The sequence below is a fragment of the Buchnera aphidicola (Mindarus abietinus) genome (assembly GCF_964059085.1).
Taxonomy (GTDB): domain Bacteria; phylum Pseudomonadota; class Gammaproteobacteria; order Enterobacterales; family Enterobacteriaceae; genus Buchnera_A; species Buchnera_A aphidicola_C.
In genome coordinates, this window is record NZ_OZ060398.1 from 457,878 (window position 1) to 479,319 (window position 21,442).

Sequence of the window (21,442 nt, forward strand, 5' to 3'; positions counted from 1 at the left end):
TTATTTTTTTATATTTAACATTTTTTTATTTTCTTTACTTTTTAATAAATCAATTAATTCTACATAAGCCATTTTCGCATTATCTCCAGATCTAAAACCACATTTTAAAATTCGTATATAACCTCCCAACCTAGAAGTAAAATGAGGTCCTATCATATTAAATAATTTTGCTACTATTTTATTATTTCTAATTTTAGAAAAAACTAAACGTCGATTTGGTACGGAATCAACCTTAGCTAAAGTAATTATTGGCTCTGCTATTCTCCTTAATTCTTTAGCTTTATACAAAGTTGTTCTAATAAATGCATGGTGAAATAAAGAACAAGCCATATTTTTAAGCATTAGTTCAACATGACTCCTTTTTCGATTAAATTTACGACCAATTTTTCTATGTCTCATATTTTATCCTTATAAAATAAAAAAAATATTTTATATAAATTTATTCTTCTGTCATATTTTTAGGAGGCCAATTTTCTAACCGCATACCTAAAGAAAAATGTCTAGAAGCTAGAACATCTTTTATTTCTGTTAATGATTTTTTACCTAAATTAGGAGTTTTTAATAATTCTACTTCGGTTTTTTGAACTAAATCTCCTATATAGTGAATTTTTTCTGCTTTAAGACAGTTAGCTGACCTTACTGTTAATTCTAAATCATCCACAGGTCGGAGTAATATAGGATCAAAATCAGGTTTTTCTTCTTTTACTTCTGTTTCATGAACATTTTTTAAGTCAATAAACGCTTCTAACTGTTCCGCTAAAATTGTAGATGCCTTTCGTATAGCTTCTTCAGGATCTATAGAACCATTGGTTTCTAATTCAATAACTAATTTATCTAAATCAGTTCGTTGTTCTACGCGAGCTGATTCTACATTATAAACAATTCTCCTAATAGGAGAATAACTCGCATCTAATAATAATTTTCCTAATAAACGATTTTCAGAATCTAATTTTATTCTAGATACTGCTGGTACATAACCTCTACCTCGTTCAACCTTCATTTTCATTTTTATAAATGATTTTTCATATGTTAAATTACAAATTTTTTGATCGGGTTGAACTATTTCTACATCTTGTCCATGTATAATATCTCCTGCTGTAACTAAACCTATACCAGAAGCATTTAAATGAAGAATTGCTTCTTCTTTACCATGAATTTTAATGGAAATTTCTTTTAAATTTAATAAAATTTCAAGTATATCTTCTTGTATTCCTTCTTTAGTGCTGTACTCATGGAGTACACCTTCAATTTCGACTTCTGTGATCGCACATCCAGGCATAGAAGATAATAAAATTCTACGAAGAGCATTGCCTAATGTATGTCCAAAACCTCTCTCTAATGGTTCTAGTACAACCCGAGAACAAGTAGGACTAATTTGCTTAACTTCAACCAAACGTGGTTTTAAAAAGTTTGAAACTGTATTCTGCATGATAATCCTCTATTTTATTAGAATATTATTTAGAATATAGCTCAATAATTAAATGTTCATTGATTTCTGCTGATAAGTCAGATCTATCTGGAATTCTTTTGAAAATTCCTGTCATTTTCTTAATATCAACTTCCAACCAACTAGCTTTTTCTCTTTGTTCATATAATTCTAGAGCTGCTTTAATTCGAGACTGATTTTTACATTTTAATCTAATACTTACTATTTCATTAATTTTAACCTGATAAGATGGAATATTAACAATATGATTATTAACTGTTATAGATTTATGCGTAATTAATTGTCGCGCTTCAATTCTAGTAGCACCAAATCCCATTCTATACACTACGTTATCTAATCTATTTTCTAAAAGTTTTAATAAATTTTCTCCAGTATTTCCTTTTAATTTAGAAGCTATAGTATAATATTTTTTGAATTGTCTTTCTAAAATACCATATAATCTTCTTACTTTTTGTTTTTCTCTTAACTGAATACCATAATCAGATAAACGTTGTTTTCTATTTCCATGTTGTCCTGGAAGTTGATCAATTTTACACTTAGATTCTATGGAACGACATCCTGATTTTAAAAATAAATCAGTTCCCTCTCTTCTACTTAATTTTAATTTAGGTCCTAAATACTTAGCCACTTTAATTTATCTCCAAAAAATAAAAAATTATACTCTTCTTTTTTTAGGTGGACGACAGCCATTATGTGGAATAGGTGTAACATCAGTAATATTAGTAATTCTAAATCCAGCAGCGTTCAGAGCTCGAATAGTTGATTCTCTTCCTGGACCTGGACCTTTTACCATAACTTCTAAATTTTTTACACCATATTCCTTAACTAATTCAGCACATTTTTCGGCTGCTACTTGAGCAGCAAAGGGAGTTGATTTTCTAGATCCTCTAAATCCTGATCCTCCTGATGTTGCCCAACCTAATGTGTTACCTTGCCTATCAGTAATAGTTACTATAGTATTATTAAATGAAGCATGAATGTGTGCTATACCGTCTAAAATTTGTTTTTTTATTTTTTTTCTAGTACGTATCGGTATTTTTGTCATTTTTATTTTTCCTTTTTTATTTTCGTATTGGTTTTCTAGGTCCCTTTCTTGTTCTCGCATTAGTTTTAGTTCGTTGACCCCTTACTGGTAAACTTTTTCTATGACGAAAACCTCTATAGCAACCAAGATCCATTAAACGTTTAATATTTAAAGTTACTTCTCTACGTAAATCTCCTTCGACAACAAATTTGGATATAGCTTCCCGTAATAATTCAATTTGTTTTTCAGACAAATTTTTAATTTTTACATTTCCCGATATTTTAGAATCAATGCAAATTTTAAAAGCACGAGTTTTTCCTATTCCATAAATCTGACTTAAAGCAATAACCGTATGTTTATTATCAGGAATATTAATACCTGCTATACGAGCCATTATTCTCTCCCATTAAAATTATTTAATTTTGCGTTTCAGATTCTATAAAAATATATTTTTAATAAAAAATATCAAATAAAAGTAAAAAAATTATTTATTTCTATTTAAATTTTTTTTAAATATTAATTAACCTTGTCGCTGTTTATGTTTCGGATCTTCATTACAAATAACTTTGATAACATTTTTTCGACGAACTATCTTACAATTTCTACATAATTTTTGAACAGATGCTCTTACTTTCATAATAAATAAATCCTATTTTTTTATTAAAATACTACTTTTTAAAATAAAAATTAGCTTTTTTTAATGCTAAATCGTATTGTGCGGACATAAGAAAAGTTTGAATTTGTGAAATAAAATCCATAATAACTAATACTATAATTAATAATGAAGTACCGCCAAAATTAAAAGGAATTTTAGTTATATTTCGTATTAATTCAGGAAATAAACAAATAAAAGTAATGTATACAGAACCCATTAAAGTTAAACGATCACTAATCTTATCAATATATTTTGCTGTTTGTTCTCCAGGTCTAATTCCTGATATAAAAGCACCCGATCTTTTTAAATTATTTGCTGTTTCTCTTGAATTAAATACAAGTCCTGTATAAAAAAAACAGAAAAAAACAATAGCAGCTGAATATAAAACTAGATAAAGAAAATGATTAGGTTGTAAATAAAATATTATTTTTTTTAACCACATACATTTTAAATTATATAATCCAAACCAAGATGCAATTGTTGTAGGGAAAAGAATTATGCTAGAAGCAAATATCGCTGGTATCACTCCTGCCATATTAATTTTTAATGGTAGATGAGTGCTTTGAGCTATATACATTCTGCGACCTTTTTGACGTCTTGGATAATGTACAATTATTTTTCTTTGACTTTTTTCTATAAAAACTACTAAAAAAGTAATTAAAAAAGATAAACAAATAATTAAAAATACTATTGATCCATGTAAATAATTTTGTTTTATTTCTTTTAAAAGAAAGGCTATAGTTGAAGGAAAATTAGAAATAATTCCTGTAAAAATAATTAAAGATATTCCGTTTCCAATACCTTTGTTCGTAATCAGTTCTCCTAACCACATCAAAAACATTGTTCCTGTTACTAAACTAAATACTGTTGTTGTATAAAAAAAATAATTTACATGAATAATTAACTGATGTATTTCAGGAATATTAGGTAAAGTAATAGCTATACTGATAGCTTGTGCGAAAGCTATTAATAACGTCATATACCTAGTATATCTGTTAATTTTTCTTTTTCCTATTTCGCCATCTTTTTTTATTTCTGCTAATTTTGAATTAGCTAGCGTTAATAACTGAACGATAATAGACGCTGAAATGTAAGGCATTATGCCTAAAGAAAAAATAGAAGCACGACTTAAGGCACCACCTGAAAATGTATTAAACATATCAATGATAGTACCTTTTTGTCCCATTAACATTTTTGATAAAAAAACAGTATTAATACCCGGAATTGAAATAAAAGAACCAATTCTAAAAATAATTAAAGATACAATAACAAATAAAATTCTTTTTTTTAAATCCCAAATTCCATTTTTAATTTTATTCGAACTTGATTCTATTTTTTTTGCCATTATTTACTAACTATTCCTCTACTTGACCACCAGAAGATTTAATAATAGAAAGAGCACCTTTTGTAACTTGTATACCTTTTATTGTTAACGCACTATTTAATGCTCCTGAAGAAATAATCTTCACATATTTTATATTTTTTTTAATAATTTTTTGATTTTTTAATAAATTTAAATCAATAATATTATTAGATAAATATTCTATATCTGATAAACGAACTTCTTTTACTAATAATTTTTTTCTTGAGGTAAAACCAAATTTAGGTAATCTTCTATATAATGGCATTTGTCCACCTTCAAAACCTCTACGTATACTAGAGCCGGACCTAGATTTTTGTCCCTTATGACCTCTTCCTCCAGTTTTTCCCAATCCAGATCCGATTCCTCTTCCTAATCTTTTTTTATTTTTTCGAGATCCAAATTTAGGAGACAGTGTATTTAATCGCATGAATTAAATTTCCTCCGTATGTAATAAATAAGATACTTTTTTAATCATTCCTTGAATAGCAGGCGTATTTTTTCTAAAAACTACATCTCTAATATGTCGAAGACCTAATCCTTTTAATGTAGCTTTATGAACAGGTATTCTGCCTATACTACTTTTTATTTGAGTTATTTTTATTTTTTTCATGTATATTAAATAATATCTTTAACAGATTTATTTCTTTTTTCTGCTATCATTAAAGGAGATTTCATATTTTTTAAAGCATTTATTGTTGCACGAACAACATTAATGGGATTCGTAGAACCATATGTTTTAGCTAATACATTATGTATTCCTGCTACTTCTAATACAGCTCGCATAGCACCTCCAGCTATAATTCCTGTTCCTTCTGATGCTGGCTTCATAAATATTATAGAACCTGTATGTACACCTTTTACAGAATACTGTAAAGTTTTTTTATTAAGAAAAACATTTATCATATTACGCCTTGCTTTTTCCATAGCTTTCTGAATAGCAGAAGGTACTTCTCTTGCTTTTCCGTATCCAAATCCAACTCGACCTTTTCCATTTCCTACTACAGTTAATGCTGTAAAAGAAAATATACGTCCACCTTTTACTGTTTTGGATACTCGATTTACTGAAATTAATTTTTCTTGTAAATCTTGATTTACTTGCTTTTCAATATTTATCATTCTATTATTTTACCTTAAAACTGAAGTCCGAATTTTCGAGCTGATTCAGCTAGAGATTTTATTCGACCATGATATTTAAAACCTGACCGATCAAATGACACTTTTTTAATTCCTTTATTTAATGCTCTTTCAGCAATCTTTTTTCCTATTAAATCAGCAGCTTTTTTATTTCCTGTATTTCCTTTTAAATCAATTGAAATGTTTTTTTCAAGAGTAGAAGCTACCACCAAAGTAACGGAATCAATTTTTGAAATTATTTGAGCATAAATATGACGAGAAGTTCGATTTACCACCAAACAAATCGCACCTAATGATTTAAGTTTCGAACGAGTTTTAGCTGCACGACGCATCCTTGCGATTTTTTTTCTTTTAAAAAAAATCATTTTACTTTTTTTTAGCCTCTTTAATGCGTATTATTTCATCAGAATATCTTATTCCTTTTCCTTTATAAGGTTCAGGAGGGCGAAAAGATCTTAAATTTGCTGCTACTTGCCCTATTAACTGCTTACTAGAACTTTTTAATATAATTTCTGTTTGAGATGGAATTTCAGCTATTATTCCATTAGGTAATAAATATTCTATAGGATGAGAATATCCTAAAAACATTTTAATAACATTACTATTAATTATCGATACTCGATATCCTACCCCTATTAATTGTAATTTTTTTTCATATCCTTGACTAACTCCTATAATCATTGAATTAATTAAAGACCTTGTTGTACCAGCTTGAACCCATGCCGTTTTATTAGCATAGCTTTCTTTTTTTATTTTAAATGATATTAAATTATTTTCATAATTTACATGAATAGAATCATGTATTTTATGACTTAAAGTTCCATATTTTCCTTTAACTAAAAATTTTTCTTTTTTTAAAAAAATTTCTACTCCTAAAGGGACTGAAATTGCACGTTTAGCTACACGAGACATTTGACTTTTCTCCTACTATAGACTTATAATCTATTAAGTTACTTGACAAATAACTTCACCACCTAATCCTTTAATTCGAGCTTTTTTGTCTGTTAAAACACCTTTTGAAGTTGAAATAATCGATATACCTAAACCACCCATAACTTTTGGAAGATCATATTTTTTTTTGTAAATCCTTAAACTTGGTTTACTAATTCTTTTAATTTTTTCTATAACAGGTTTTCCCTTGAAATATTTCAAAAAAATTTTCAAAGTTGGTTTAGTGCTTGATTCAACAATATATTCTTTAATATAACCCTCTTCTTTTAGAACAAAACTAATTGCTATTTTTAATTTAGAAGTAGGAATTTTAACAAATACCTTATTAGCTAATTGAGCATTTCGAATGCGAGTTAACATATCTGATATAGGATCTTGCATACTCATAATTTTCTCCAAAAAATATAAATTTTAAAATTTACCAACTAGCTTTTTTAAGACCTGGAATTTCTCCTCGCATAGCTGCTTCTCTTAACTTAATACGACTTAATCCAAATTTTCTTAAAAATCCATGAGGACGACCAGTCTGTCTGCATCGATTTCTTTGACGAGATAAACTAGAATCTCGAGGTAATTTTTGTAATTCTAATACAGAATTCCAACGAATTTCTGGAGAAAGACGCATATCAATAATTTTTTTCTTTAATTCTTTTCTTTTTTCAAAAAATTTATTAGCTAATTTTATTCTTTTTTTTTCTCTTTCTTTCATAGATTGCTTAGCCATTTTATACACCTTATTTTTTTATTGTTTAAAGGGAAAATTAAAAGCATTAAGTAACAAAAATCCATGTTTATCAGAACATGCTGTTGTTGTAATGGTGATATCTAATCCTCGAACACGATCTATTTTATCATAATTAATTTCTGGAAAAATAATTTGTTCGCGAATTCCTATGCTGTAATTTCCTTTACCATCAAATGATTTCTTTGAAAATCCTCTAAAATCTCGAATCCGAGGTATAGCAATAGTAATTAATCTATCTAAAAAATCCCATTTTCTTTTTCCTCTTAAAGTTACTTTACACCCTATTGGGTACCCTTTTCTTATTTTAAAAGTAGATATTGACTTTTTAGCTTTTGTAATTAAAGGTTTTTGACCTGAAATAACAGTTAAATCTGAAATTGCAAAATCTAATAATTTTTTATCATTTACAGCAGAGCCAACACCCATATTTAAAGTTATTTTAACAATTTTAGGAACTTCCATAACAGAACGAAAATTTAATTCCTGCATCATCTTTTTTATTACTTTAGTTTTATAAAAATTATAAAGTTTTGTCATATTCTTATTCCTGAAGATTTTATACTATATAATATGTTTATTAGATTTCAAAAATCTAACTTTTTTCCCTTGTTCAAATTTAAATCCTATTCGATCGGCTTTATTTGTTACTGGATTCAAAAAAGCTATATTAGAAATATGAATTGGAGATTCCTTTTTTATAATTCCGCCATTTATATTTTGAGAAGGTATAGGTTTTTGATGTTTTTTAACAATATTAATTCCTGAAACGATTGCTTTATCTTTCTTAATTATTTTTTTAACAACTCCGATTTTTCCTTTATCTCTTCCGCAAATAACGATTACTTTATCATTACAATGTATTTTGAATGCCATAATTAAATTTCTCCTATAATACTTCTGGTGCCAATGAAATAATTTTCATAAATTTATCATTTCTTAATTCTCTTGTAACTGGACCAAATATTCTTGTTCCTACAGGTTGTTCATTATTATTTAATATAACACAAGCATTATTATCAAATCTAATAACAGAACCATCCGAACGACGAATTCCTTTTTTAGTTCTTACTATAACTGCTTTCAGCACTTCTCCTTTTTTTACTTTTCCTCTTGGAATAGCTTCTTTAATACTAACTTTAATTATATCTCCGATACAAGCATATCTTCTATTAGATCCTCCAAGAACTTTTATACACATTGCTGATCGTGCTCCTGAATTATCTGCTACATTAAGTACACTTTGTTCTTGAATCATAACTTTCCTTAATTTTATATATATATTAAGATTAAAAATATATTAATTTTCTAAAGAAATAATTTTAGAAAACATGAAAAAATTATATATAATTGTTCATGTTTTCTTATTATTCGATAATATTTTATATATTCGATTTTTTAATAATACTAACTATTTTCCAACTTTTAGTTTTAGAAATAGGTCTACATTCCTGAACTTCTACAATATCTCCTATTAAACTTTTATTTTCATTATCATGAACATGAAGCTTAGTGGTTTTTTTAACAAATTTTTTATATAAAGGATGTTTTACAAACCGCTCTATTGCTACTACTGCGGATTTATTCATTTTATTACTAATTACACATCCTTTTAAATTTCTTAATTTAGAACTCATAATTTTCCTCGTATTTTTTCATGTAAAGATGTTTTAACACGAGCTATTTTTTTTCTACTTATTTTTAATAAATGAACTTTTTTTAATTTTTTTCCAGAGAATTGAATTCTTAAATTAAATTGTTCTCTTAATAATTCTGATAATTCTAATTTTAGTTCTTTAATACTATTTTTATTTAATGCTTTTACTTTCATTACATCTCCATTTTAGTTACAAAAGTAGTTTTAACTGATAATTTTGCTCCTGCTAATTTAAAAGCTTCTTTTGAAATTTCTTCCGAAATACCTTCTATTTCATATAAAATTTTTCCAGGTTGAACTAAAGCAACCCAATATTCTACATTTCCTTTCCCTTTTCCCATTCGTACTTCTAATGGTTTTTGAGTGATAGGCTTGTCTGGAAAAACTCTTATCCAAATTTTTCCTTGTCGCTTAATAAAGCGAGCTATTACTCTTCTTGCGGCTTCAAGCTGCCGTGCTGTTAAACGACCTCTTTCTATTGCTTTTAAACCAAATGTCCCAAAGTGAACGTTATCGTTTACAACTAAACCTCGATTTCGACCTTTATGCATTTTTCTAAATTTAGTTCGCTTAGGTTGCAACATAAAAATTTTTCCTTATTTTCTATTTTTTCTATTTTGTTTTTTTGCTTTAGAAAAATTTTTTTTGTTTTTCTCAACAGTAACGCCTAATGGTATACGTCCTAAAATTTCTCCTTTAAAAATCCATACTTTAATACCAATAACTCCATATGTAGTATGAGCTTCTGAAGTATTATATTCAATATCTGCACGAAGAGTATGTAATGGAACCCTACCCTCCCGATACCATTCTTTTCTAGCAATTTCCGCACCACCTAATCGACCGCTAATTTCTACTTTAATTCCCTTAGCACCTTGACGAATAGAATTTTGTACAGCTCTTTTCATAACTCTTCTAAACATTATTCTTCTTTCTAATTGAGAGCTGATATTATCCGCAACTAATTTTGCGTCTAATTCAGGTTTTCTAATTTCTGAAATATTAATTTGTGCAGGTACTCCAGAAATTTTTGAAATCATAATACGTAATTTTTCTACATCTTCACCTTTTTTCCCAATAACAATTCCAGGACGAGCAGTATGAATAGTTACACGTATACTTTTTGAAGGTCGTTCAATGACAATTCTTGATACTGAAGCTTTTATTAATTTTTTAACTAAAAATTTTCTAACTTTAAAATCACTTTCTAAATTATTAGCAAAGTTTTTGCTATCAGAAAACCAAACGGAATTCCAAGATTTAACAATTCCTAGTCGCATACCATTAGGATGAACTTTTTGACCCATTGTTTATCTCCGTATTTTTTTAGAGACTAGACACAACTACTGTAATATGACTAGTACGTTTTAAAATTCGATCAGCACGACCCTTTGCACGAGGCATCATCCTTTTCGTAGTTGGACCTGCATCAATAAATATCTTCTTTATTCTTAAATTGTCTATATCTTCACCATTATTATGTTCAGCATTAGATATAGCTGATGAAAGAACTTTTTTTACTAAATTTGCTGCTTTTTTTTTACTATACATAAGAATTTCTAATGCTTTTACAACTTTTTTACCTCTTATTAGGTCAGCGACTAACCTGACCTTTTGTGCAGAAGCATTTGCTTTATAATGCTTAGCTATAATTTCCATTTAAAACCTCATGTGCGTTTATTTTTTCTTTACTTTTTTATCAGCAGTATGTCCTTTATAAGTTCTTGTTAAAGAAAATTCTCCTAATTTATGACCAACCATTTCTTCAGTGATAAATATTGGTAAATGTTTTCTACCATTATGTACGGAAATAGTTAAACCAATCATATTTGGGAAAATAGTTGATCTACGTGACCATGTACGAATAGGTTTTTTATCTTTATTTTTTAAGGAAAATTCTATTTTTTTTAACAAACTTGAATCTATAAAAGGACCCTTTTTAAGGGAACGTGGCATTAGAAACACTCCGATATTTTTATTTTTTTCTATTATGAAGAATGAATTTATTAGTTCTTTTATTTTTTCTAGTTTTTTTTCCTTTAGTTTGTAAACCCCAGGGACTTACTGGATGTTTACCAAAATTTCTCCCTTCCCCTCCACCATGAGGATGATCTACTGGATTCATTGCTGTTCCTCTAACAGTTGGTCGAATACCTCTCCATCTGGATGCTCCTGCTTTTCCTAATACTTTTAGCATATTTTCAGAGTTTCCTACTTCTCCAATAGTAGCTCTACATTTAGATAGTATTTTTCTAATTTCTCCGGATTTTAATCGTAAAGTTACATAAAATTCATCTCTAGCTATTAGCTGAGCATAATTTCCAGCAGAACGAGCAATTTGCCCTCCCTTTCCAGGTTTCATTTCTATATTATGAATTGTAGTTCCTATAGGAATATTACTCATAGGTAAAGCATTACCAATTTTTATATCTGATTTTGAACCAGAATTTATAATATCTCCAACTTTTATTCCTTTCGGTGCTAAAATATAATTTCTTAAACCATCTGAATAAAGCACTAATGCTATATTTGCTGAACGATTGGGATCATATTCTAATCGTTCTATTTTAGCTGATACACTATCTTTTTTTCTTTTAAAATCAATTATTCGATATAATTTTTTATGACCACCTCCAATATGACGTGTTGTAATTCGACCATCATTATTTCTTCCTCCGGTTTTTTTTCTCTTTTTTAATAAAGAAGAACACGGTTTTCCTTTATATAAACTTGAATTAACAACCTTGATAACATGCCTACGTCCAGGAGATGTTGGTTTACATTTAACTATCGACATTGTATTTTATTCCTCTACTTATTTACTCAATATTACCCATGAAATTTAAATTCTTCCCTTTTTCTAAAGTAATATATGCTTTTTTCCAAGTAGAAGAACGACTAATTTTATTTCCATGACGTTTCTTTTTTCCTTTAATTAATAAAGTTTTGATTGAATTAATACTAATATTAAATATTTTTTTAATAGCTGTTTTGATTTCATATTTAGTTGCATTTCTTAAAACTTTAATAATAATAGTATTATTTTTTTCAGTAAGTATTGTTGATTTTTCAGAAATAAGGGGACCAATTAATATTTTATATAATCTGCTTTCATTAATCATTAAAATAGTTCCTCTACTAACTTTAAAGCTTTTTGGGTAATTATGATTTGTTGAAACCGAATTAAATCAACAGGATTAATATCTTTTACATGAAGAACAGAAACTTTATATAAATTTCTTGAAGCAAGAAAAATTTTTTCGTCTAATTTATCTAAAATAATTAATACTTTTTCTATCTTTAATTTATTAAGTTTTTCTAATAATAAATTAGTTTTTGCAGAGCGTATTAAAAATTCTTTAAACACAACTAATTTATTCTTTCGTATTAATTCTGAAAAAATACTTTTTAGTGCTCCTTTATACATTTTTTTATTAACTTTTTTAAAGTATTCTTTTGGCTTAGCTGCAAAAGTAACCCCTCCTGAACGCCAAATAGGGCTTCTTAAAGATCCTGCTCTTGCACGACCCGTTCCTTTCTGCCTCCACGGTTTTTTTCCAGAACCAGAAACTTCAGATCTACTTTTCTGTGATTTTGAACCTTTTCTTTTCATCGTGTTATACGATGTAATAATTTGATGTATTAAAGGTTCATTATAAGGAACATTAAACACTTTATCTGAAATTAATAATGATTCTTTACTATCTTGCAATAATAGTTCCATTGATTATACTCTTCTTTTTTCCTTGACCGCTGGTTTTATAATAAGATCACTTCCTATCGCTCCTGGGACAGAACCTTTAACTAAAACTAAATCTTCTTTTACGTCAATCTTAATAATTTTTAATGATTGTATTGTTACTCGATGATTTCCTAAATGACCTGCCATTTTTTTACCTTTAAAAACTCTTCCTGGAGTTTGATTTTGACCAATAGATCCAGGTACTCTATGCGACAGAGAATTACCATGAGAAGCGTCTTGCATGTGAAAGTTCCATCTTTTTATAGTTCCTGAAAATCCTTTTCCTTTTGAAAATCCCGTTATGTCTACTTTAGAAATATCTTTTAATATTTCCACAGTAAAAAATTCTCCTACTTTAAAAGAAGTATTTTCTTTTGTTCTAAACTCCCATAAACCACGACCTGCCTTAACACCAGAAGAGACAAAATGACCTATTTCCGTTTTTTTTAATTTATTATTTTTTTTTATTCCAGTTGTAACTTGAATAGAATTATAAGAATCTTTTTTTTTATATTTTATTTGTGTAATAAAATTTTTTTTAACTTCTATTGCAGTAACCGGAATAGATAAACCGTCTTCATTAAAAATACGCGTCATACCTATTTTCTTTCCAATTAAACCTATCATTTATTTTAATTCCTCTTAAAAATTTAAGAAGTTAATTAGCCTAAACTAATCTGAACATCCACTCCTGCTGCTAAATCCAAACGCATTAATGCATCAACTGTTTTTTCAGTAGGCTCAACAATGTCTATTAATCTTTTGTGTGTTCTAATTTCATATTGATCACGAGCATCTTTATTAACATGAGGAGAAACTAAAATAGTAAATCGTTCTTTATGAGTAGGTAATGGAATAGGACCTCTAACTTGTGCCCCTGTTCTCTTAGCGGTTTCAACAATTTCAGCAGTTGATTGATCAATTAAACGATGATCAAAAGCTTTCAGACGAATACGAATTCTTTGGTTCTCCATTAGAACAGAACTCCAATAATATAAAACTTTTTAAAAATGCTATTCTCGACTTATTAAAATAAGTGAGTTTAACGGTTTATTAATAATAACTTCTTTTTTTGTAAAGTTTATATAATAATTAAATTTATAAAAAATATATGTTTTTTAATAAAAAAATAGTTATTTTTTCTTAAAATATAAACGTTCAAAAATATTTTAATCAGAAAAAAAATTGTTAATAAAAAAAATTCATAAATATTCCTCTAAAACTAATATTTTATTATTATAAATATAATAAATATAAATTAAAACTATTAAAGTATTTTAAAAATATTTTTACAAAAATATTTGATAAAATTTATCAAGAAAAGAATGTAAGATAACATCTTTTCTTGATTTTTATAATCTTAAAAATTTAAAATAATAATTAATTATTAACTAATTACCTTTGTTACTACTCCTGCTCCAACAGTTTTTCCACCTTCTCGTATAGCAAAGCGTAATCCATCTGCCATAGCTATAGGATGAATTAAAGTAACAACAATTTTTATATTATCTCCTGGCATAACCATTTCTATTCCTTCAGGTAATTCAATAAAACCAGTTACATCAGTTGTTCGAAAATAAAATTGAGGACGATAACCTTTAAAAAAAGGTGTATGTCTTCCTCCTTCTTCTTTTGATAGAACATAAACTTCTGATTCAAATTTAGTATGAGGATGAATGGTATTAGGTTTAGCTAGTACTTGTCCACGCTCTATTTCATCTCGTTTAGTTCCACGAAGTAAAATACCAACATTTTCTCCGGCTCTTCCTTCATCTAAAAGTTTTCTGAACATTTCAACACCTGTACAAATTGTCTTAGTAGTTGGTTTAATTCCAACTATTTCTACCTCTTCCCCGACTTTAATTATTCCTGTTTCTACTCTTCCAGTAACTACTGTACCACGACCAGAAATAGAAAAAACATCTTCAATTGGTAATAAAAAAGGTTGTTCAATTGCTCTTTTAGGTTCAGGAATATAAGTATCTAATGAATTTGCCAAATCTATAATTTTTGACTCCCATTTAGGATCTCCTTCTAATGCTTTTAATGCTGATCCTCTTATAAAAGGAGTATCATCTCCTGGAAATTCATATTGTGTTAATAAATCCCTAACTTCCATTTCTACTAATTCTAATAACTCTTCATCGTCAACCATATCACATTTATTAAGAAATACAATTATATATGGAACACCTACTTGGCGTCCTAATAAGATATGTTCTCTAGTTTGAGGCATGGGTCCATCAGTAGCTGCTACAACTAGTATAGCTCCATCCATTTGTGCTGCCCCTGTAATCATATTCTTAATATAATCAGCATGTCCAGGACAATCTACATGAGCATAATGCCTGATTTGAGTATCATACTCAACATGAGAAGTATTGATCGTAATACCCCTTTCTTTTTCTTCAGGTGCATTATCTATTTGATCAAAAGCACGAGCAGAACCTCCATATTTTTTAGCTAATACTGTAGTAATTGCTGCTGTTAAAGTTGTTTTACCATGATCAACATGTCCTATTGTTCCAACATTAATATGTGGTTTAGAACGTTCAAATTTTTTTTTAGACATAAAAAACAAACTCCTAATTATATTTTTAATAATTTATTAATTAAAAAATAAAAAACTACTTTATTCTAGATTCAATTATTGAAGTAGAAATCGATAATGGAGTTTCTACATATTTAAAAAATTCCATCGAATAAGATGCTCTTCCTTGAGTTTGAGAACGCAAATCAGTTGCATATCCAAACATTTCAGATAATGGAACTCTTGCTTGAATAATTTTACCCATTGATGTATCTTCCATTCCTTCAATAATTCCTCTTCTTCGATTTAAATCTCCTATAACATCACCCATGTAGCTTTCAGGACTTTCTATTTCAACTTGCATTACTGGTTCTAATAAAACCGGACTTGCTTTTTTAAAAGCTGTTTTAAACGCGATAGAAGCAGCTAACTTAAATGCTAATTCAGAAGAATCTACATCATGATATGAACCGAAATATAAACGAACTCCAACATTTACCACTGGATATCCTGAAAATGGTCCTGATTTTAATTGTTCTTGTATTCCTTTATCAATAGCTGAAATATATTCTCCAGGAATAACGCCTCCCTTAATATCATTAATAAACTTATAATTTAATTTTTCTTCTGGATTTAATGGAAATAATTCAATAACTACATGTCCATATTGACCTCTTCCACCTGATTGTTTTATATGTTTTCCTTCTATATCTTTTACAGAATTTCGAATTGTTTCTCGATAAGCTACCTGTGGTTTACCTACATTTGCATCAACATTAAATTCCCTTTTCATTCTATCGACAATAATCTCTAAATGTAATTCTCCCATACCGGCAATAATAGTTTGATTAGTTTCTTCGTCCGTCCAAACTCTAAAAGAAGGATCTTCTTTTGCTAATCTACTTAATGAAATACCCATTTTTTCTTGATCAGCTTTCGTTTTAGGTTCAACAGCTATAGAAATGACAGGATCTGGAAATTCCATTTTTTCTAAAATAATTGGTTTTTTTAGGTCACATAAAGTATCACCTGTAGTAACATTTTTTAAACCAATTGCTGCTGCTATGTCTCCAGCATAAACATCTTTAATTTCTTCTCTTTTATTAGCGTGCATTTGAACTATTCTACCAAATCTTTCTTTTTGAGATTTTGCAGAGTTTAAAACAGTATCTCCCGATGAAACAACTCCAGAATATACTCTAAAAAAAGTTAAATTTCCAACAAAAGGATCATTTGCTATTTTAAATGCTAAAGCAGAAAATGGCTCTTTATCATTAGATAATCTAATAATTTCATTATTTTTATTTTTAATTCCTTTAATAGAATTTATGTCGCTAGGTGCTGGTAGATATTCAACAATTGCATCTAATAAAGTTTGAATTCCTTTATTTTTAAAAGCAGATCCACATGTCACCAAAACTATTTGGTCATTTAAACTTCTTTTTCTCAATGCGGATTTAATTTCTTTTTCGGATAAATGTTCATTGTTTAAATATTTATTCATTAAATTTTCATCTGCTTCAACCGCTGACTCTATTAAGATATGATTCCATTTTTTTGAAATTTTTTTTAGATTTTCTGGAATATCGTCGTATTTAAATGTTAAACCCTGATCTTCTTCATTCCAACTGATAGTCTTCATTTTTATTAAATCTACAATACCTGAAAAATTGTCTTCTGATCCAATTGGAATTTGTAAAGGAATTGGATCTACTCTTAAACGACTCTTCATTTGATTTAATACATTAAAAAAATTAGCTCCCATTCGATCCATTTTATTAATAAATGCTATTCTAGGAACACGGTATTTATTAGCTTGCTTCCATACTGTTTCTGATTGTGGTTGAACACCTCCAACCGCACAATATACCATTACAGCACCGTCTAAAACTCTCATAGAACGTTCAACTTCTATGGTAAAATCAACATGTCCAGGAGTATCTATAATATTTATACGATGTAATTTAAACTGATTGTTCATTCCAGCCCAGAAAGTAGTAGTAGCTGCAGACGTTATAGTTATTCCTCTTTCTTGTTCTTGAGCCATCCAATCCATGGTCGCAGCTCCATCATGAACTTCTCCTATTTTATGATTTATCCCCGTATAAAAAAGAATGCGTTCTGTAGTAGTAGTTTTTCCCGCATCTATGTGAGCACTAATTCCAATATTTCGATACCGTGTAATAGGGGTTTTACGCGTCATTAAATTCCTCTACTGTTACATTTAATGCTGTTAATAATAAATATTATGTTTTTTAATTCGTATGTTAATTAATTTATTCAAAGATACAATATTTACCAACGATAATGTGCAAATGCTTTATTTGCTTCTGCCATTTTGTGAACTTCTTCTCGTTTTTTAACTGCATTTCCTTTATTATAAATTGCATCAAATAATTCATTTGATAAACGTATAGCCATAGATTTGTCATTTCTTTTTCTAGCAGACTCCACTATCCATCTCATTGCTAAAGCACTTCTTCTGACAGAACGAACTTCTACAGGAACCTGATAAGTAGATCCTCCTACTCTGCGAGATTTTACTTCAACTGTAGGTTTAACATTTTCTAATGCTGTATCAAAAGCTTCTATTTCTGATTTTTTTACTCTTTTTGATAAATTTTTTAACGCTGAATACACAATTGTTTCTGCTATAGATTTTTTACCATCAATCATTAAAATATTGATAAATTTAGCTAAAATTTCTGAAGAAAATCTAGGATCAGGTAAAATTTTTCGTTGTCCAACTACTCGACGACGCGGCATAAAAAAAACTCCTTTGTTTTATAAAAATATTTTTTATTTAAAAAAAATTTTTTTATTAGTTTTTTAAATAAATAAAAAAATTAAGTTTTATTTTTTTTAACTCCATATTTAGAACGTCCCTTTTTTCTATCTTTAACTCCAGAACAGTCTAATGCTCCACGCACTACATGATAGCGAACACCAGGTAAATCTTTAACTCTTCCTCCACGAATTAAAATAACAGAATGTTCTTGTAAGTTATGTCCTTCTCCTCCTATATAAGCCGTTACTTCAAAATTATTAGTTAATCGAACTCTGCATACTTTACGTAATGCAGAATTTGGTTTTTTAGGTGTAGTTGTATAAACTTTTATACATACCCCTCTTTTTTGAGGACTAGATCCCAAAGCTGGCACGTTGCTTTTTATATTTTTTCGTAAACGAGGTTTACGGACCAACTGATTTACTGTGGCCATTAAGACTCCTTATTAATATTTAATAAATTAAAAATATCCAATATGATTAAATATCTATTAAGCATAAAATTATGAAATGAAATTTTGTGGCTGGATTAAAAAATAAAGTAAAAAAAAAAATTACTACCAATTCATCTGTATTTTATTAATTTTTGTCAAAGAAATAAAATCTTTATAAGTAATTTTTAAAAAAGAATCAGAAGCTTTATTAATTAAACCTCTAGCTTTTAAATCCGCATCTAAAACATATAAGTTAGCATTAGATGTTAATAATAACTTCAAAAAAAAATTTTTTTTAAAAGAAACTAAAACACCATCCTGTAAAGCTAAAAAATCATCTGCAGGTTTCAAAAAATGAAGTAATGATGTCATATCTGTTTTAAACGGAGATTGCATCAAAGTATGTAGCATTTTTAAAATTCCTTCTAAAAATTTAGAACAATACTAAATTTATTTATTTCTTCTCTGATATGATTTTTATTTAGTAAACATACTTTTAATAAAAAATTAAATTCTTTTGTAAGACCCCTTTCAAGTAAAGAATTTGAACAGACAAAAAAATTTGAAAAATTATAAGTAGGTAAAATACAAAATGCAGAAATATAATTTTTTGAAAAAATTTTTTTAGGTTGTTGATTTTTTAATATTTGAAAAACTCCGTCTCCAATAAAAAATAATCCTATTTTTTGAAAAAATAGCGATGAAGCTAAAACATAGTCTAAACCTTCTCTACTACAATGATCACCATGAGGAGCATTAGAAAAAACAAATGCTATAGAAGATAATATATCTATTTTTTTAAAACTGAATGATTCGGTCACAATTTTTCATTTCCTGAACAATTTCTATTAATCCAATAAATTGAAAATGAATTGATATTTGATTCATATTTTTTTTCTTATTAGAAATAACTCCTCTTCTTAAAGCAGCACTAGTGCAAATTTTTAGTTTAACTCTAAATTTTTTATGTAAATCAATCCACGCCTGTAATAAATTAAACTCATTATAATCAGGAGAATAATTAATATTAGCGTTAGTAACTCCATTACAATAAAAAAAAATACTACTAATATTATTTCCTGAAGAAAATAAATTTCTAGCAAATAATAAACCTGTTATAGCATTTTGATTTCCATAAATTGGACCTGTAATAACTAACATATATTTCATATATACTTACTTAGATATTAAATTAATAAAAATACTATTTCTTTTTAATTTTTATTTATCTTTAAAAAAAAGATTAAAAAAAATAATTAATAAAAAAATAAAACTTATAAAAAAATATATTTATTAATTCTTTAATAAATTTATATCAATATAATTATAAACAAAAAATATTTTTTATCCAATAAAATATATTTATATATAATTTAATTAAAAAAATTAAAAACATTTTTTTATAAGTTTTATTTTTTTAATTTTCAATTGATTTAATCATATGACTCAATTAACCTAAACTTTTATATATCTTAAAAATATTTTTATTTTTAAATTTTTTAAAATAGATTTTTATAGTTAATAATTATTATTTTCCAAAGAAATAGTCAAATTTTAAAAAAAATAAAGTTAATTTAATTTTTAATTAATATTGATTTATTTAGTAAAATTAACGATATTAAAAAAAAATATTAATTAATGATTAATTTTTATTAATGTATATTAAATATATAAATAGTACATTTCGTTAATGAAAAAATATTTAATTTAAAATTACTTGTGAATTTTTTTTAACTTATATAAAAAATTTAAAAAAAATAAAAAACAGGAAAAAATTTATACATGAAAAATAAAATAGTACTTACAATAATTAGTTTTTTTTCATATTCTATAACTGGTGCTTTAATTGTAACAACTGGAATGATATTAGGAAGAATAGCAAAATATTTTAATCTCCCTATTACTGACATGAGTAGTATATTTACATTTCTAAATGCTGGCATTTTAATTTCAATTTTTTTAAATGCATGGATAATTGAATTTATTTCAATTAAGAAACAACTTATTCTAGGATTTTTATTAATGTTATTAGCAATTCTTGGATTAATTAACAGTTCAAGTTTAATAATTTTTAGTACTAGTATTTTTATATTTGGATTAGTTAGTGGTATTACAATGTCAATAGGTACTTTTCTAATAACTATGTTATACAAAGGTAATGAAAGAGGAAAGTTTTTATTATTAACTGATTCTTTTTTTAGTATGTCAGGCATGATTTTTCCTTATATTATAACAAAAATTTTTGATCTTAATTTGCTATGGTATTGGATATACATAATAATCTTTATTATCTATATAATAATTTTTTTATTAGCAGTAAATGCAAAATTTCCAATTTTTACTAAAAAAGATAGTCAAAAAAAATTAAAAATAAAAAAAAGTTCTTTTATCAATACATTTATATTATCAATTACAGCACTATTATATATTTTAGGTCAATTGAGTTTTATTTCCTGGATTCCAGAATATGCTATTAATTCATTAAAATTTAATATAAAAGAAGCGGGAAAATTAGTAAGTTTTTTTTGGATGTCTTACATGGTAGGAATGTGGATATTTAGTTTTATACTAAAATTTTTTGATCTACAAAAAATTTTAGTCGTCTTAACAGGATTTTCAAGTTTTATTATGTTTTTATTTATTATTACAAGTAGTATGAAATTACTATCATTAATAATTATAGCCTTAGGATTCTTTTCCAGTGCTATTTATACCATATTAATTACATTATCATCTCTACAAACAAAAGTACCTTCTCCTAAACAAATAAGTTTTGTTCTAACCTCAGGAACTATTGGAACATTATTAACTTTTATAATCACAAAACCAATTATCTTAAAAAAAGGACTAATTTCTGCTTTGATTGCTTCAAATTTTTTATATATAACAGTATTTTTTCTTTCTATAATTTTAGGTTTTTTTACTAACCACCGAAAAAACATAGTAAATAAATAATAAAGAAATTAAAATAGTTAT

At 27.1% G+C, this 21,442-nt stretch carries 36 protein-coding genes; 1 reads left to right on the forward strand and 35 read right to left on the reverse strand.

Annotated features, from left to right (window positions below; genetic code table 11):
• The 35 genes from rplQ to tusD all read right to left on the reverse strand — a co-directional run bounded on the left by rplQ (position 1) and on the right by tusD (position 19,636).
• Positions 1 to 399 carry a 50S ribosomal protein L17 gene (gene rplQ, locus AB4W62_RS02105; RefSeq protein ID WP_367679835.1) on the reverse strand — a complete coding sequence of 133 codons (399 nt, stop codon included), beginning with the start codon at positions 397 to 399 and terminating at the stop codon, positions 1 to 3.
• A gap of 40 nt (positions 400 to 439) precedes the next feature.
• Positions 440 to 1,429 carry a DNA-directed RNA polymerase subunit alpha gene (gene rpoA, locus AB4W62_RS02110; protein ID WP_367679836.1) on the reverse strand — a complete coding sequence of 330 codons (990 nt, stop codon included), beginning with the start codon at positions 1,427 to 1,429 and terminating at the stop codon, positions 440 to 442.
• A gap of 25 nt (positions 1,430 to 1,454) precedes the next feature.
• Positions 1,455 to 2,075, reverse strand: coding sequence for a 30S ribosomal protein S4 (rpsD, locus tag AB4W62_RS02115; protein ID WP_367679837.1), 621 nt, complete (start codon positions 2,073 to 2,075; stop codon positions 1,455 to 1,457).
• A 27-nt stretch (positions 2,076 to 2,102) separates the two neighbouring features.
• Positions 2,103 to 2,492: a 30S ribosomal protein S11 gene (rpsK, locus tag AB4W62_RS02120; RefSeq protein ID WP_367680145.1), complete on the reverse strand. Its 390-nt coding sequence runs from the start codon at positions 2,490 to 2,492 to the stop codon at positions 2,103 to 2,105.
• Between the two features lie 16 nt (positions 2,493 to 2,508).
• A complete protein-coding gene (gene rpsM, locus AB4W62_RS02125; protein ID WP_367679838.1) occupies positions 2,509 to 2,865 on the reverse strand; it encodes a 30S ribosomal protein S13 in 357 nt (118 codons plus the stop codon).
• A gap of 126 nt (positions 2,866 to 2,991) precedes the next feature.
• Complete coding sequence (gene rpmJ / locus AB4W62_RS02130) at positions 2,992 to 3,108, reverse strand: 50S ribosomal protein L36 (protein WP_367679839.1); 117 nt, start codon at positions 3,106 to 3,108, stop codon at positions 2,992 to 2,994.
• Positions 3,109 to 3,139: 31 nt separating this feature from the next.
• Positions 3,140 to 4,471, reverse strand: coding sequence for a preprotein translocase subunit SecY (gene secY / locus AB4W62_RS02135; protein WP_367679840.1), 1,332 nt, complete (start codon positions 4,469 to 4,471; stop codon positions 3,140 to 3,142).
• 10 nt (positions 4,472 to 4,481) lie between these two features.
• The gene (gene rplO / locus AB4W62_RS02140; protein WP_367679841.1) at positions 4,482 to 4,916 is read right to left on the reverse strand and encodes a 50S ribosomal protein L15; all 435 of its coding nucleotides are present in this window, start codon (positions 4,914 to 4,916) and stop codon (positions 4,482 to 4,484) included.
• Between the two features lie 3 nt (positions 4,917 to 4,919).
• Positions 4,920 to 5,099: a 50S ribosomal protein L30 gene (gene rpmD / locus AB4W62_RS02145; protein WP_367679842.1), complete on the reverse strand. Its 180-nt coding sequence runs from the start codon at positions 5,097 to 5,099 to the stop codon at positions 4,920 to 4,922.
• Positions 5,100 to 5,104: 5 nt separating this feature from the next.
• A complete protein-coding gene (gene rpsE, locus AB4W62_RS02150) occupies positions 5,105 to 5,605 on the reverse strand; it encodes a 30S ribosomal protein S5 (protein ID WP_367679843.1) in 501 nt (166 codons plus the stop codon).
• A 14-nt stretch (positions 5,606 to 5,619) separates the two neighbouring features.
• A complete protein-coding gene (rplR, locus tag AB4W62_RS02155) occupies positions 5,620 to 5,988 on the reverse strand; it encodes a 50S ribosomal protein L18 (RefSeq protein WP_367679844.1) in 369 nt (122 codons plus the stop codon).
• A gap of 1 nt (position 5,989) precedes the next feature.
• On the reverse strand, positions 5,990 to 6,535 hold the full coding sequence (rplF, locus tag AB4W62_RS02160; protein ID WP_367679845.1) for a 50S ribosomal protein L6: 546 nt from the start codon (positions 6,533 to 6,535) through the stop codon (positions 5,990 to 5,992).
• 33 nt (positions 6,536 to 6,568) lie between these two features.
• Positions 6,569 to 6,961, reverse strand: coding sequence for a 30S ribosomal protein S8 (gene rpsH, locus AB4W62_RS02165; RefSeq protein WP_367679846.1), 393 nt, complete (start codon positions 6,959 to 6,961; stop codon positions 6,569 to 6,571).
• A 31-nt stretch (positions 6,962 to 6,992) separates the two neighbouring features.
• Positions 6,993 to 7,298, reverse strand: a complete 306-nt coding sequence (gene rpsN, locus AB4W62_RS02170) for a 30S ribosomal protein S14 (protein ID WP_367679847.1) — start codon at positions 7,296 to 7,298, stop codon at positions 6,993 to 6,995.
• Positions 7,299 to 7,316: 18 nt separating this feature from the next.
• Positions 7,317 to 7,856, reverse strand: a complete 540-nt coding sequence (gene rplE / locus AB4W62_RS02175) for a 50S ribosomal protein L5 (RefSeq protein ID WP_367679848.1) — start codon at positions 7,854 to 7,856, stop codon at positions 7,317 to 7,319.
• Positions 7,857 to 7,880: 24 nt separating this feature from the next.
• Positions 7,881 to 8,192 (reverse strand): 50S ribosomal protein L24, encoded by a 312-nt coding sequence (gene rplX / locus AB4W62_RS02180; RefSeq protein ID WP_367679849.1) that lies wholly within the window; start codon positions 8,190 to 8,192, stop codon positions 7,881 to 7,883.
• Between the two features lie 13 nt (positions 8,193 to 8,205).
• Positions 8,206 to 8,574, reverse strand: coding sequence for a 50S ribosomal protein L14 (gene rplN, locus AB4W62_RS02185; RefSeq protein WP_367679850.1), 369 nt, complete (start codon positions 8,572 to 8,574; stop codon positions 8,206 to 8,208).
• A 124-nt stretch (positions 8,575 to 8,698) separates the two neighbouring features.
• On the reverse strand, positions 8,699 to 8,953 hold the full coding sequence (gene rpsQ / locus AB4W62_RS02190) for a 30S ribosomal protein S17 (RefSeq protein ID WP_367679851.1): 255 nt from the start codon (positions 8,951 to 8,953) through the stop codon (positions 8,699 to 8,701).
• Positions 8,950 to 9,147, reverse strand: a complete 198-nt coding sequence (rpmC, locus tag AB4W62_RS02195) for a 50S ribosomal protein L29 (RefSeq protein WP_367679852.1) — start codon at positions 9,145 to 9,147, stop codon at positions 8,950 to 8,952. The genes rpsQ and rpmC overlap by 4 nt, the downstream gene beginning before the upstream one ends.
• The gene (rplP, locus tag AB4W62_RS02200) at positions 9,147 to 9,557 is read right to left on the reverse strand and encodes a 50S ribosomal protein L16 (RefSeq protein ID WP_367679853.1); all 411 of its coding nucleotides are present in this window, start codon (positions 9,555 to 9,557) and stop codon (positions 9,147 to 9,149) included. Before rplP ends, rpmC begins: the two co-directional genes overlap by 1 nt.
• 12 nt (positions 9,558 to 9,569) lie before the next feature.
• Positions 9,570 to 10,280 carry a 30S ribosomal protein S3 gene (gene rpsC / locus AB4W62_RS02205; RefSeq protein WP_367679854.1) on the reverse strand — a complete coding sequence of 237 codons (711 nt, stop codon included), beginning with the start codon at positions 10,278 to 10,280 and terminating at the stop codon, positions 9,570 to 9,572.
• Positions 10,281 to 10,299: 19 nt separating this feature from the next.
• Positions 10,300 to 10,632: a 50S ribosomal protein L22 gene (gene rplV, locus AB4W62_RS02210; protein WP_367679855.1), complete on the reverse strand. Its 333-nt coding sequence runs from the start codon at positions 10,630 to 10,632 to the stop codon at positions 10,300 to 10,302.
• An 18-nt stretch (positions 10,633 to 10,650) separates the two neighbouring features.
• Positions 10,651 to 10,929, reverse strand: coding sequence for a 30S ribosomal protein S19 (rpsS, locus tag AB4W62_RS02215; RefSeq protein WP_343152638.1), 279 nt, complete (start codon positions 10,927 to 10,929; stop codon positions 10,651 to 10,653).
• A gap of 19 nt (positions 10,930 to 10,948) precedes the next feature.
• Positions 10,949 to 11,770, reverse strand: coding sequence for a 50S ribosomal protein L2 (gene rplB / locus AB4W62_RS02220; RefSeq protein WP_367679856.1), 822 nt, complete (start codon positions 11,768 to 11,770; stop codon positions 10,949 to 10,951).
• Between the two features lie 22 nt (positions 11,771 to 11,792).
• Entirely contained in the window at positions 11,793 to 12,095 is a 303-nt protein-coding gene (rplW, locus tag AB4W62_RS02225) for a 50S ribosomal protein L23 (protein WP_367679857.1), read from the reverse strand.
• Entirely contained in the window at positions 12,095 to 12,697 is a 603-nt protein-coding gene (gene rplD, locus AB4W62_RS02230; protein ID WP_367679858.1) for a 50S ribosomal protein L4, read from the reverse strand. The genes rplW and rplD overlap by 1 nt, the downstream gene beginning before the upstream one ends.
• Before the next feature lie 3 nt (positions 12,698 to 12,700).
• On the reverse strand, positions 12,701 to 13,342 hold the full coding sequence (gene rplC, locus AB4W62_RS02235; RefSeq protein ID WP_367679859.1) for a 50S ribosomal protein L3: 642 nt from the start codon (positions 13,340 to 13,342) through the stop codon (positions 12,701 to 12,703).
• 35 nt (positions 13,343 to 13,377) lie between these two features.
• On the reverse strand, positions 13,378 to 13,689 hold the full coding sequence (gene rpsJ, locus AB4W62_RS02240) for a 30S ribosomal protein S10 (RefSeq protein WP_343152651.1): 312 nt from the start codon (positions 13,687 to 13,689) through the stop codon (positions 13,378 to 13,380).
• Between the two features lie 413 nt (positions 13,690 to 14,102).
• On the reverse strand, positions 14,103 to 15,287 hold the full coding sequence (tuf, locus tag AB4W62_RS02245) for an elongation factor Tu (RefSeq protein ID WP_367679860.1): 1,185 nt from the start codon (positions 15,285 to 15,287) through the stop codon (positions 14,103 to 14,105).
• A 55-nt stretch (positions 15,288 to 15,342) separates the two neighbouring features.
• On the reverse strand, positions 15,343 to 17,448 hold the full coding sequence (fusA, locus tag AB4W62_RS02250; protein WP_367679861.1) for an elongation factor G: 2,106 nt from the start codon (positions 17,446 to 17,448) through the stop codon (positions 15,343 to 15,345).
• A 92-nt stretch (positions 17,449 to 17,540) separates the two neighbouring features.
• Positions 17,541 to 18,011, reverse strand: a complete 471-nt coding sequence (gene rpsG, locus AB4W62_RS02255) for a 30S ribosomal protein S7 (RefSeq protein ID WP_367679862.1) — start codon at positions 18,009 to 18,011, stop codon at positions 17,541 to 17,543.
• An 80-nt stretch (positions 18,012 to 18,091) separates the two neighbouring features.
• A complete protein-coding gene (gene rpsL, locus AB4W62_RS02260) occupies positions 18,092 to 18,466 on the reverse strand; it encodes a 30S ribosomal protein S12 (protein ID WP_367679863.1) in 375 nt (124 codons plus the stop codon).
• 123 nt (positions 18,467 to 18,589) lie between these two features.
• A complete protein-coding gene (tusB, locus tag AB4W62_RS02265; protein WP_367679864.1) occupies positions 18,590 to 18,877 on the reverse strand; it encodes a sulfurtransferase complex subunit TusB in 288 nt (95 codons plus the stop codon).
• Positions 18,878 to 18,891: 14 nt separating this feature from the next.
• Positions 18,892 to 19,287: a sulfurtransferase complex subunit TusC gene (gene tusC, locus AB4W62_RS02270; protein ID WP_367679865.1), complete on the reverse strand. Its 396-nt coding sequence runs from the start codon at positions 19,285 to 19,287 to the stop codon at positions 18,892 to 18,894.
• A complete protein-coding gene (gene tusD / locus AB4W62_RS02275; protein ID WP_367679866.1) occupies positions 19,265 to 19,636 on the reverse strand; it encodes a sulfurtransferase complex subunit TusD in 372 nt (123 codons plus the stop codon). Before tusD ends, tusC begins: the two co-directional genes overlap by 23 nt.
• A gap of 612 nt (positions 19,637 to 20,248) precedes the next feature.
• On the opposite strand from tusD, the gene tsgA reads away from it, so the two are divergent.
• Positions 20,249 to 21,421, forward strand: coding sequence for an MFS transporter TsgA (gene tsgA / locus AB4W62_RS02280; RefSeq protein WP_367679867.1), 1,173 nt, complete (start codon positions 20,249 to 20,251; stop codon positions 21,419 to 21,421).
• The last annotated feature ends 21 nt before the right edge of the window (positions 21,422 to 21,442 follow it).

Excerpts from the sequence above, each read along its gene's own strand:
- rpsH (WP_367679846.1), bottom strand. The coding sequence starts at position 6,961 with ATGAGTATGCAAGATCCTATATCAGATATGTTAACTCGCATTCGAAAT.
- tusD (WP_367679866.1), bottom strand. The coding sequence starts at position 19,636 with ATGAAATATATGTTAGTTATTACAGGTCCAATTTATGGAAATCAAAAT.
- rplD (WP_367679858.1), bottom strand. The coding sequence starts at position 12,697 with ATGGAACTATTATTGCAAGATAGTAAAGAATCATTATTAATTTCAGAT.
- secY (WP_367679840.1), bottom strand. The coding sequence starts at position 4,471 with ATGGCAAAAAAAATAGAATCAAGTTCGAATAAAATTAAAAATGGAATT.
- rpsN (WP_367679847.1), bottom strand. The coding sequence starts at position 7,298 with ATGGCTAAGCAATCTATGAAAGAAAGAGAAAAAAAAAGAATAAAATTA.
- rplE (WP_367679848.1), bottom strand. The coding sequence starts at position 7,856 with ATGACAAAACTTTATAATTTTTATAAAACTAAAGTAATAAAAAAGATG.
- rpsS (WP_343152638.1), bottom strand. The coding sequence starts at position 10,929 with ATGCCACGTTCCCTTAAAAAGGGTCCTTTTATAGATTCAAGTTTGTTA.
- rpoA (WP_367679836.1), bottom strand. The coding sequence starts at position 1,429 with ATGCAGAATACAGTTTCAAACTTTTTAAAACCACGTTTGGTTGAAGTT.
- rpmD (WP_367679842.1), bottom strand. The coding sequence starts at position 5,099 with ATGAAAAAAATAAAAATAACTCAAATAAAAAGTAGTATAGGCAGAATA.
- tuf (WP_367679860.1), bottom strand. The coding sequence starts at position 15,287 with ATGTCTAAAAAAAAATTTGAACGTTCTAAACCACATATTAATGTTGGA.
- rplX (WP_367679849.1), bottom strand. The coding sequence starts at position 8,192 with ATGGCATTCAAAATACATTGTAATGATAAAGTAATCGTTATTTGCGGA.
- rplB (WP_367679856.1), bottom strand. The coding sequence starts at position 11,770 with ATGTCGATAGTTAAATGTAAACCAACATCTCCTGGACGTAGGCATGTT.
- rplO (WP_367679841.1), bottom strand. The coding sequence starts at position 4,916 with ATGCGATTAAATACACTGTCTCCTAAATTTGGATCTCGAAAAAATAAA.
- rplC (WP_367679859.1), bottom strand. The coding sequence starts at position 13,342 with ATGATAGGTTTAATTGGAAAGAAAATAGGTATGACGCGTATTTTTAAT.
- rplQ (WP_367679835.1), bottom strand. The coding sequence starts at position 399 with ATGAGACATAGAAAAATTGGTCGTAAATTTAATCGAAAAAGGAGTCAT.
- rpsJ (WP_343152651.1), bottom strand. The coding sequence starts at position 13,689 with ATGGAGAACCAAAGAATTCGTATTCGTCTGAAAGCTTTTGATCATCGT.
- rplF (WP_367679845.1), bottom strand. The coding sequence starts at position 6,535 with ATGTCTCGTGTAGCTAAACGTGCAATTTCAGTCCCTTTAGGAGTAGAA.
- rpsM (WP_367679838.1), bottom strand. The coding sequence starts at position 2,865 with ATGGCTCGTATAGCAGGTATTAATATTCCTGATAATAAACATACGGTT.
- fusA (WP_367679861.1), bottom strand. The coding sequence starts at position 17,448 with ATGACGCGTAAAACCCCTATTACACGGTATCGAAATATTGGAATTAGT.
- tusB (WP_367679864.1), bottom strand. The coding sequence starts at position 18,877 with ATGCTACATACTTTGATGCAATCTCCGTTTAAAACAGATATGACATCA.
- rpsG (WP_367679862.1), bottom strand. The coding sequence starts at position 18,011 with ATGCCGCGTCGTCGAGTAGTTGGACAACGAAAAATTTTACCTGATCCT.
- rplW (WP_367679857.1), bottom strand. The coding sequence starts at position 12,095 with ATGATTAATGAAAGCAGATTATATAAAATATTAATTGGTCCCCTTATT.
- rpsK (WP_367680145.1), bottom strand. The coding sequence starts at position 2,492 with ATGACAAAAATACCGATACGTACTAGAAAAAAAATAAAAAAACAAATT.
- rpsC (WP_367679854.1), bottom strand. The coding sequence starts at position 10,280 with ATGGGTCAAAAAGTTCATCCTAATGGTATGCGACTAGGAATTGTTAAA.
- rplN (WP_367679850.1), bottom strand. The coding sequence starts at position 8,574 with ATGATTCAAGAACAAAGTGTACTTAATGTAGCAGATAATTCAGGAGCA.
- tsgA (WP_367679867.1), top strand. The coding sequence starts at position 20,249 with ATGAAAAATAAAATAGTACTTACAATAATTAGTTTTTTTTCATATTCT.
- rplR (WP_367679844.1), bottom strand. The coding sequence starts at position 5,988 with ATGATTTTTTTTAAAAGAAAAAAAATCGCAAGGATGCGTCGTGCAGCT.
- rplV (WP_367679855.1), bottom strand. The coding sequence starts at position 10,632 with ATGGAAATTATAGCTAAGCATTATAAAGCAAATGCTTCTGCACAAAAG.
- rplP (WP_367679853.1), bottom strand. The coding sequence starts at position 9,557 with ATGTTGCAACCTAAGCGAACTAAATTTAGAAAAATGCATAAAGGTCGA.
- rpmC (WP_367679852.1), bottom strand. The coding sequence starts at position 9,147 with ATGAAAGTAAAAGCATTAAATAAAAATAGTATTAAAGAACTAAAATTA.
- rpmJ (WP_367679839.1), bottom strand. The coding sequence starts at position 3,108 with ATGAAAGTAAGAGCATCTGTTCAAAAATTATGTAGAAATTGTAAGATA.
- rpsQ (WP_367679851.1), bottom strand. The coding sequence starts at position 8,953 with ATGAGTTCTAAATTAAGAAATTTAAAAGGATGTGTAATTAGTAATAAA.
- rpsL (WP_367679863.1), bottom strand. The coding sequence starts at position 18,466 with ATGGCCACAGTAAATCAGTTGGTCCGTAAACCTCGTTTACGAAAAAAT.
- rpsE (WP_367679843.1), bottom strand. The coding sequence starts at position 5,605 with ATGATAAATATTGAAAAGCAAGTAAATCAAGATTTACAAGAAAAATTA.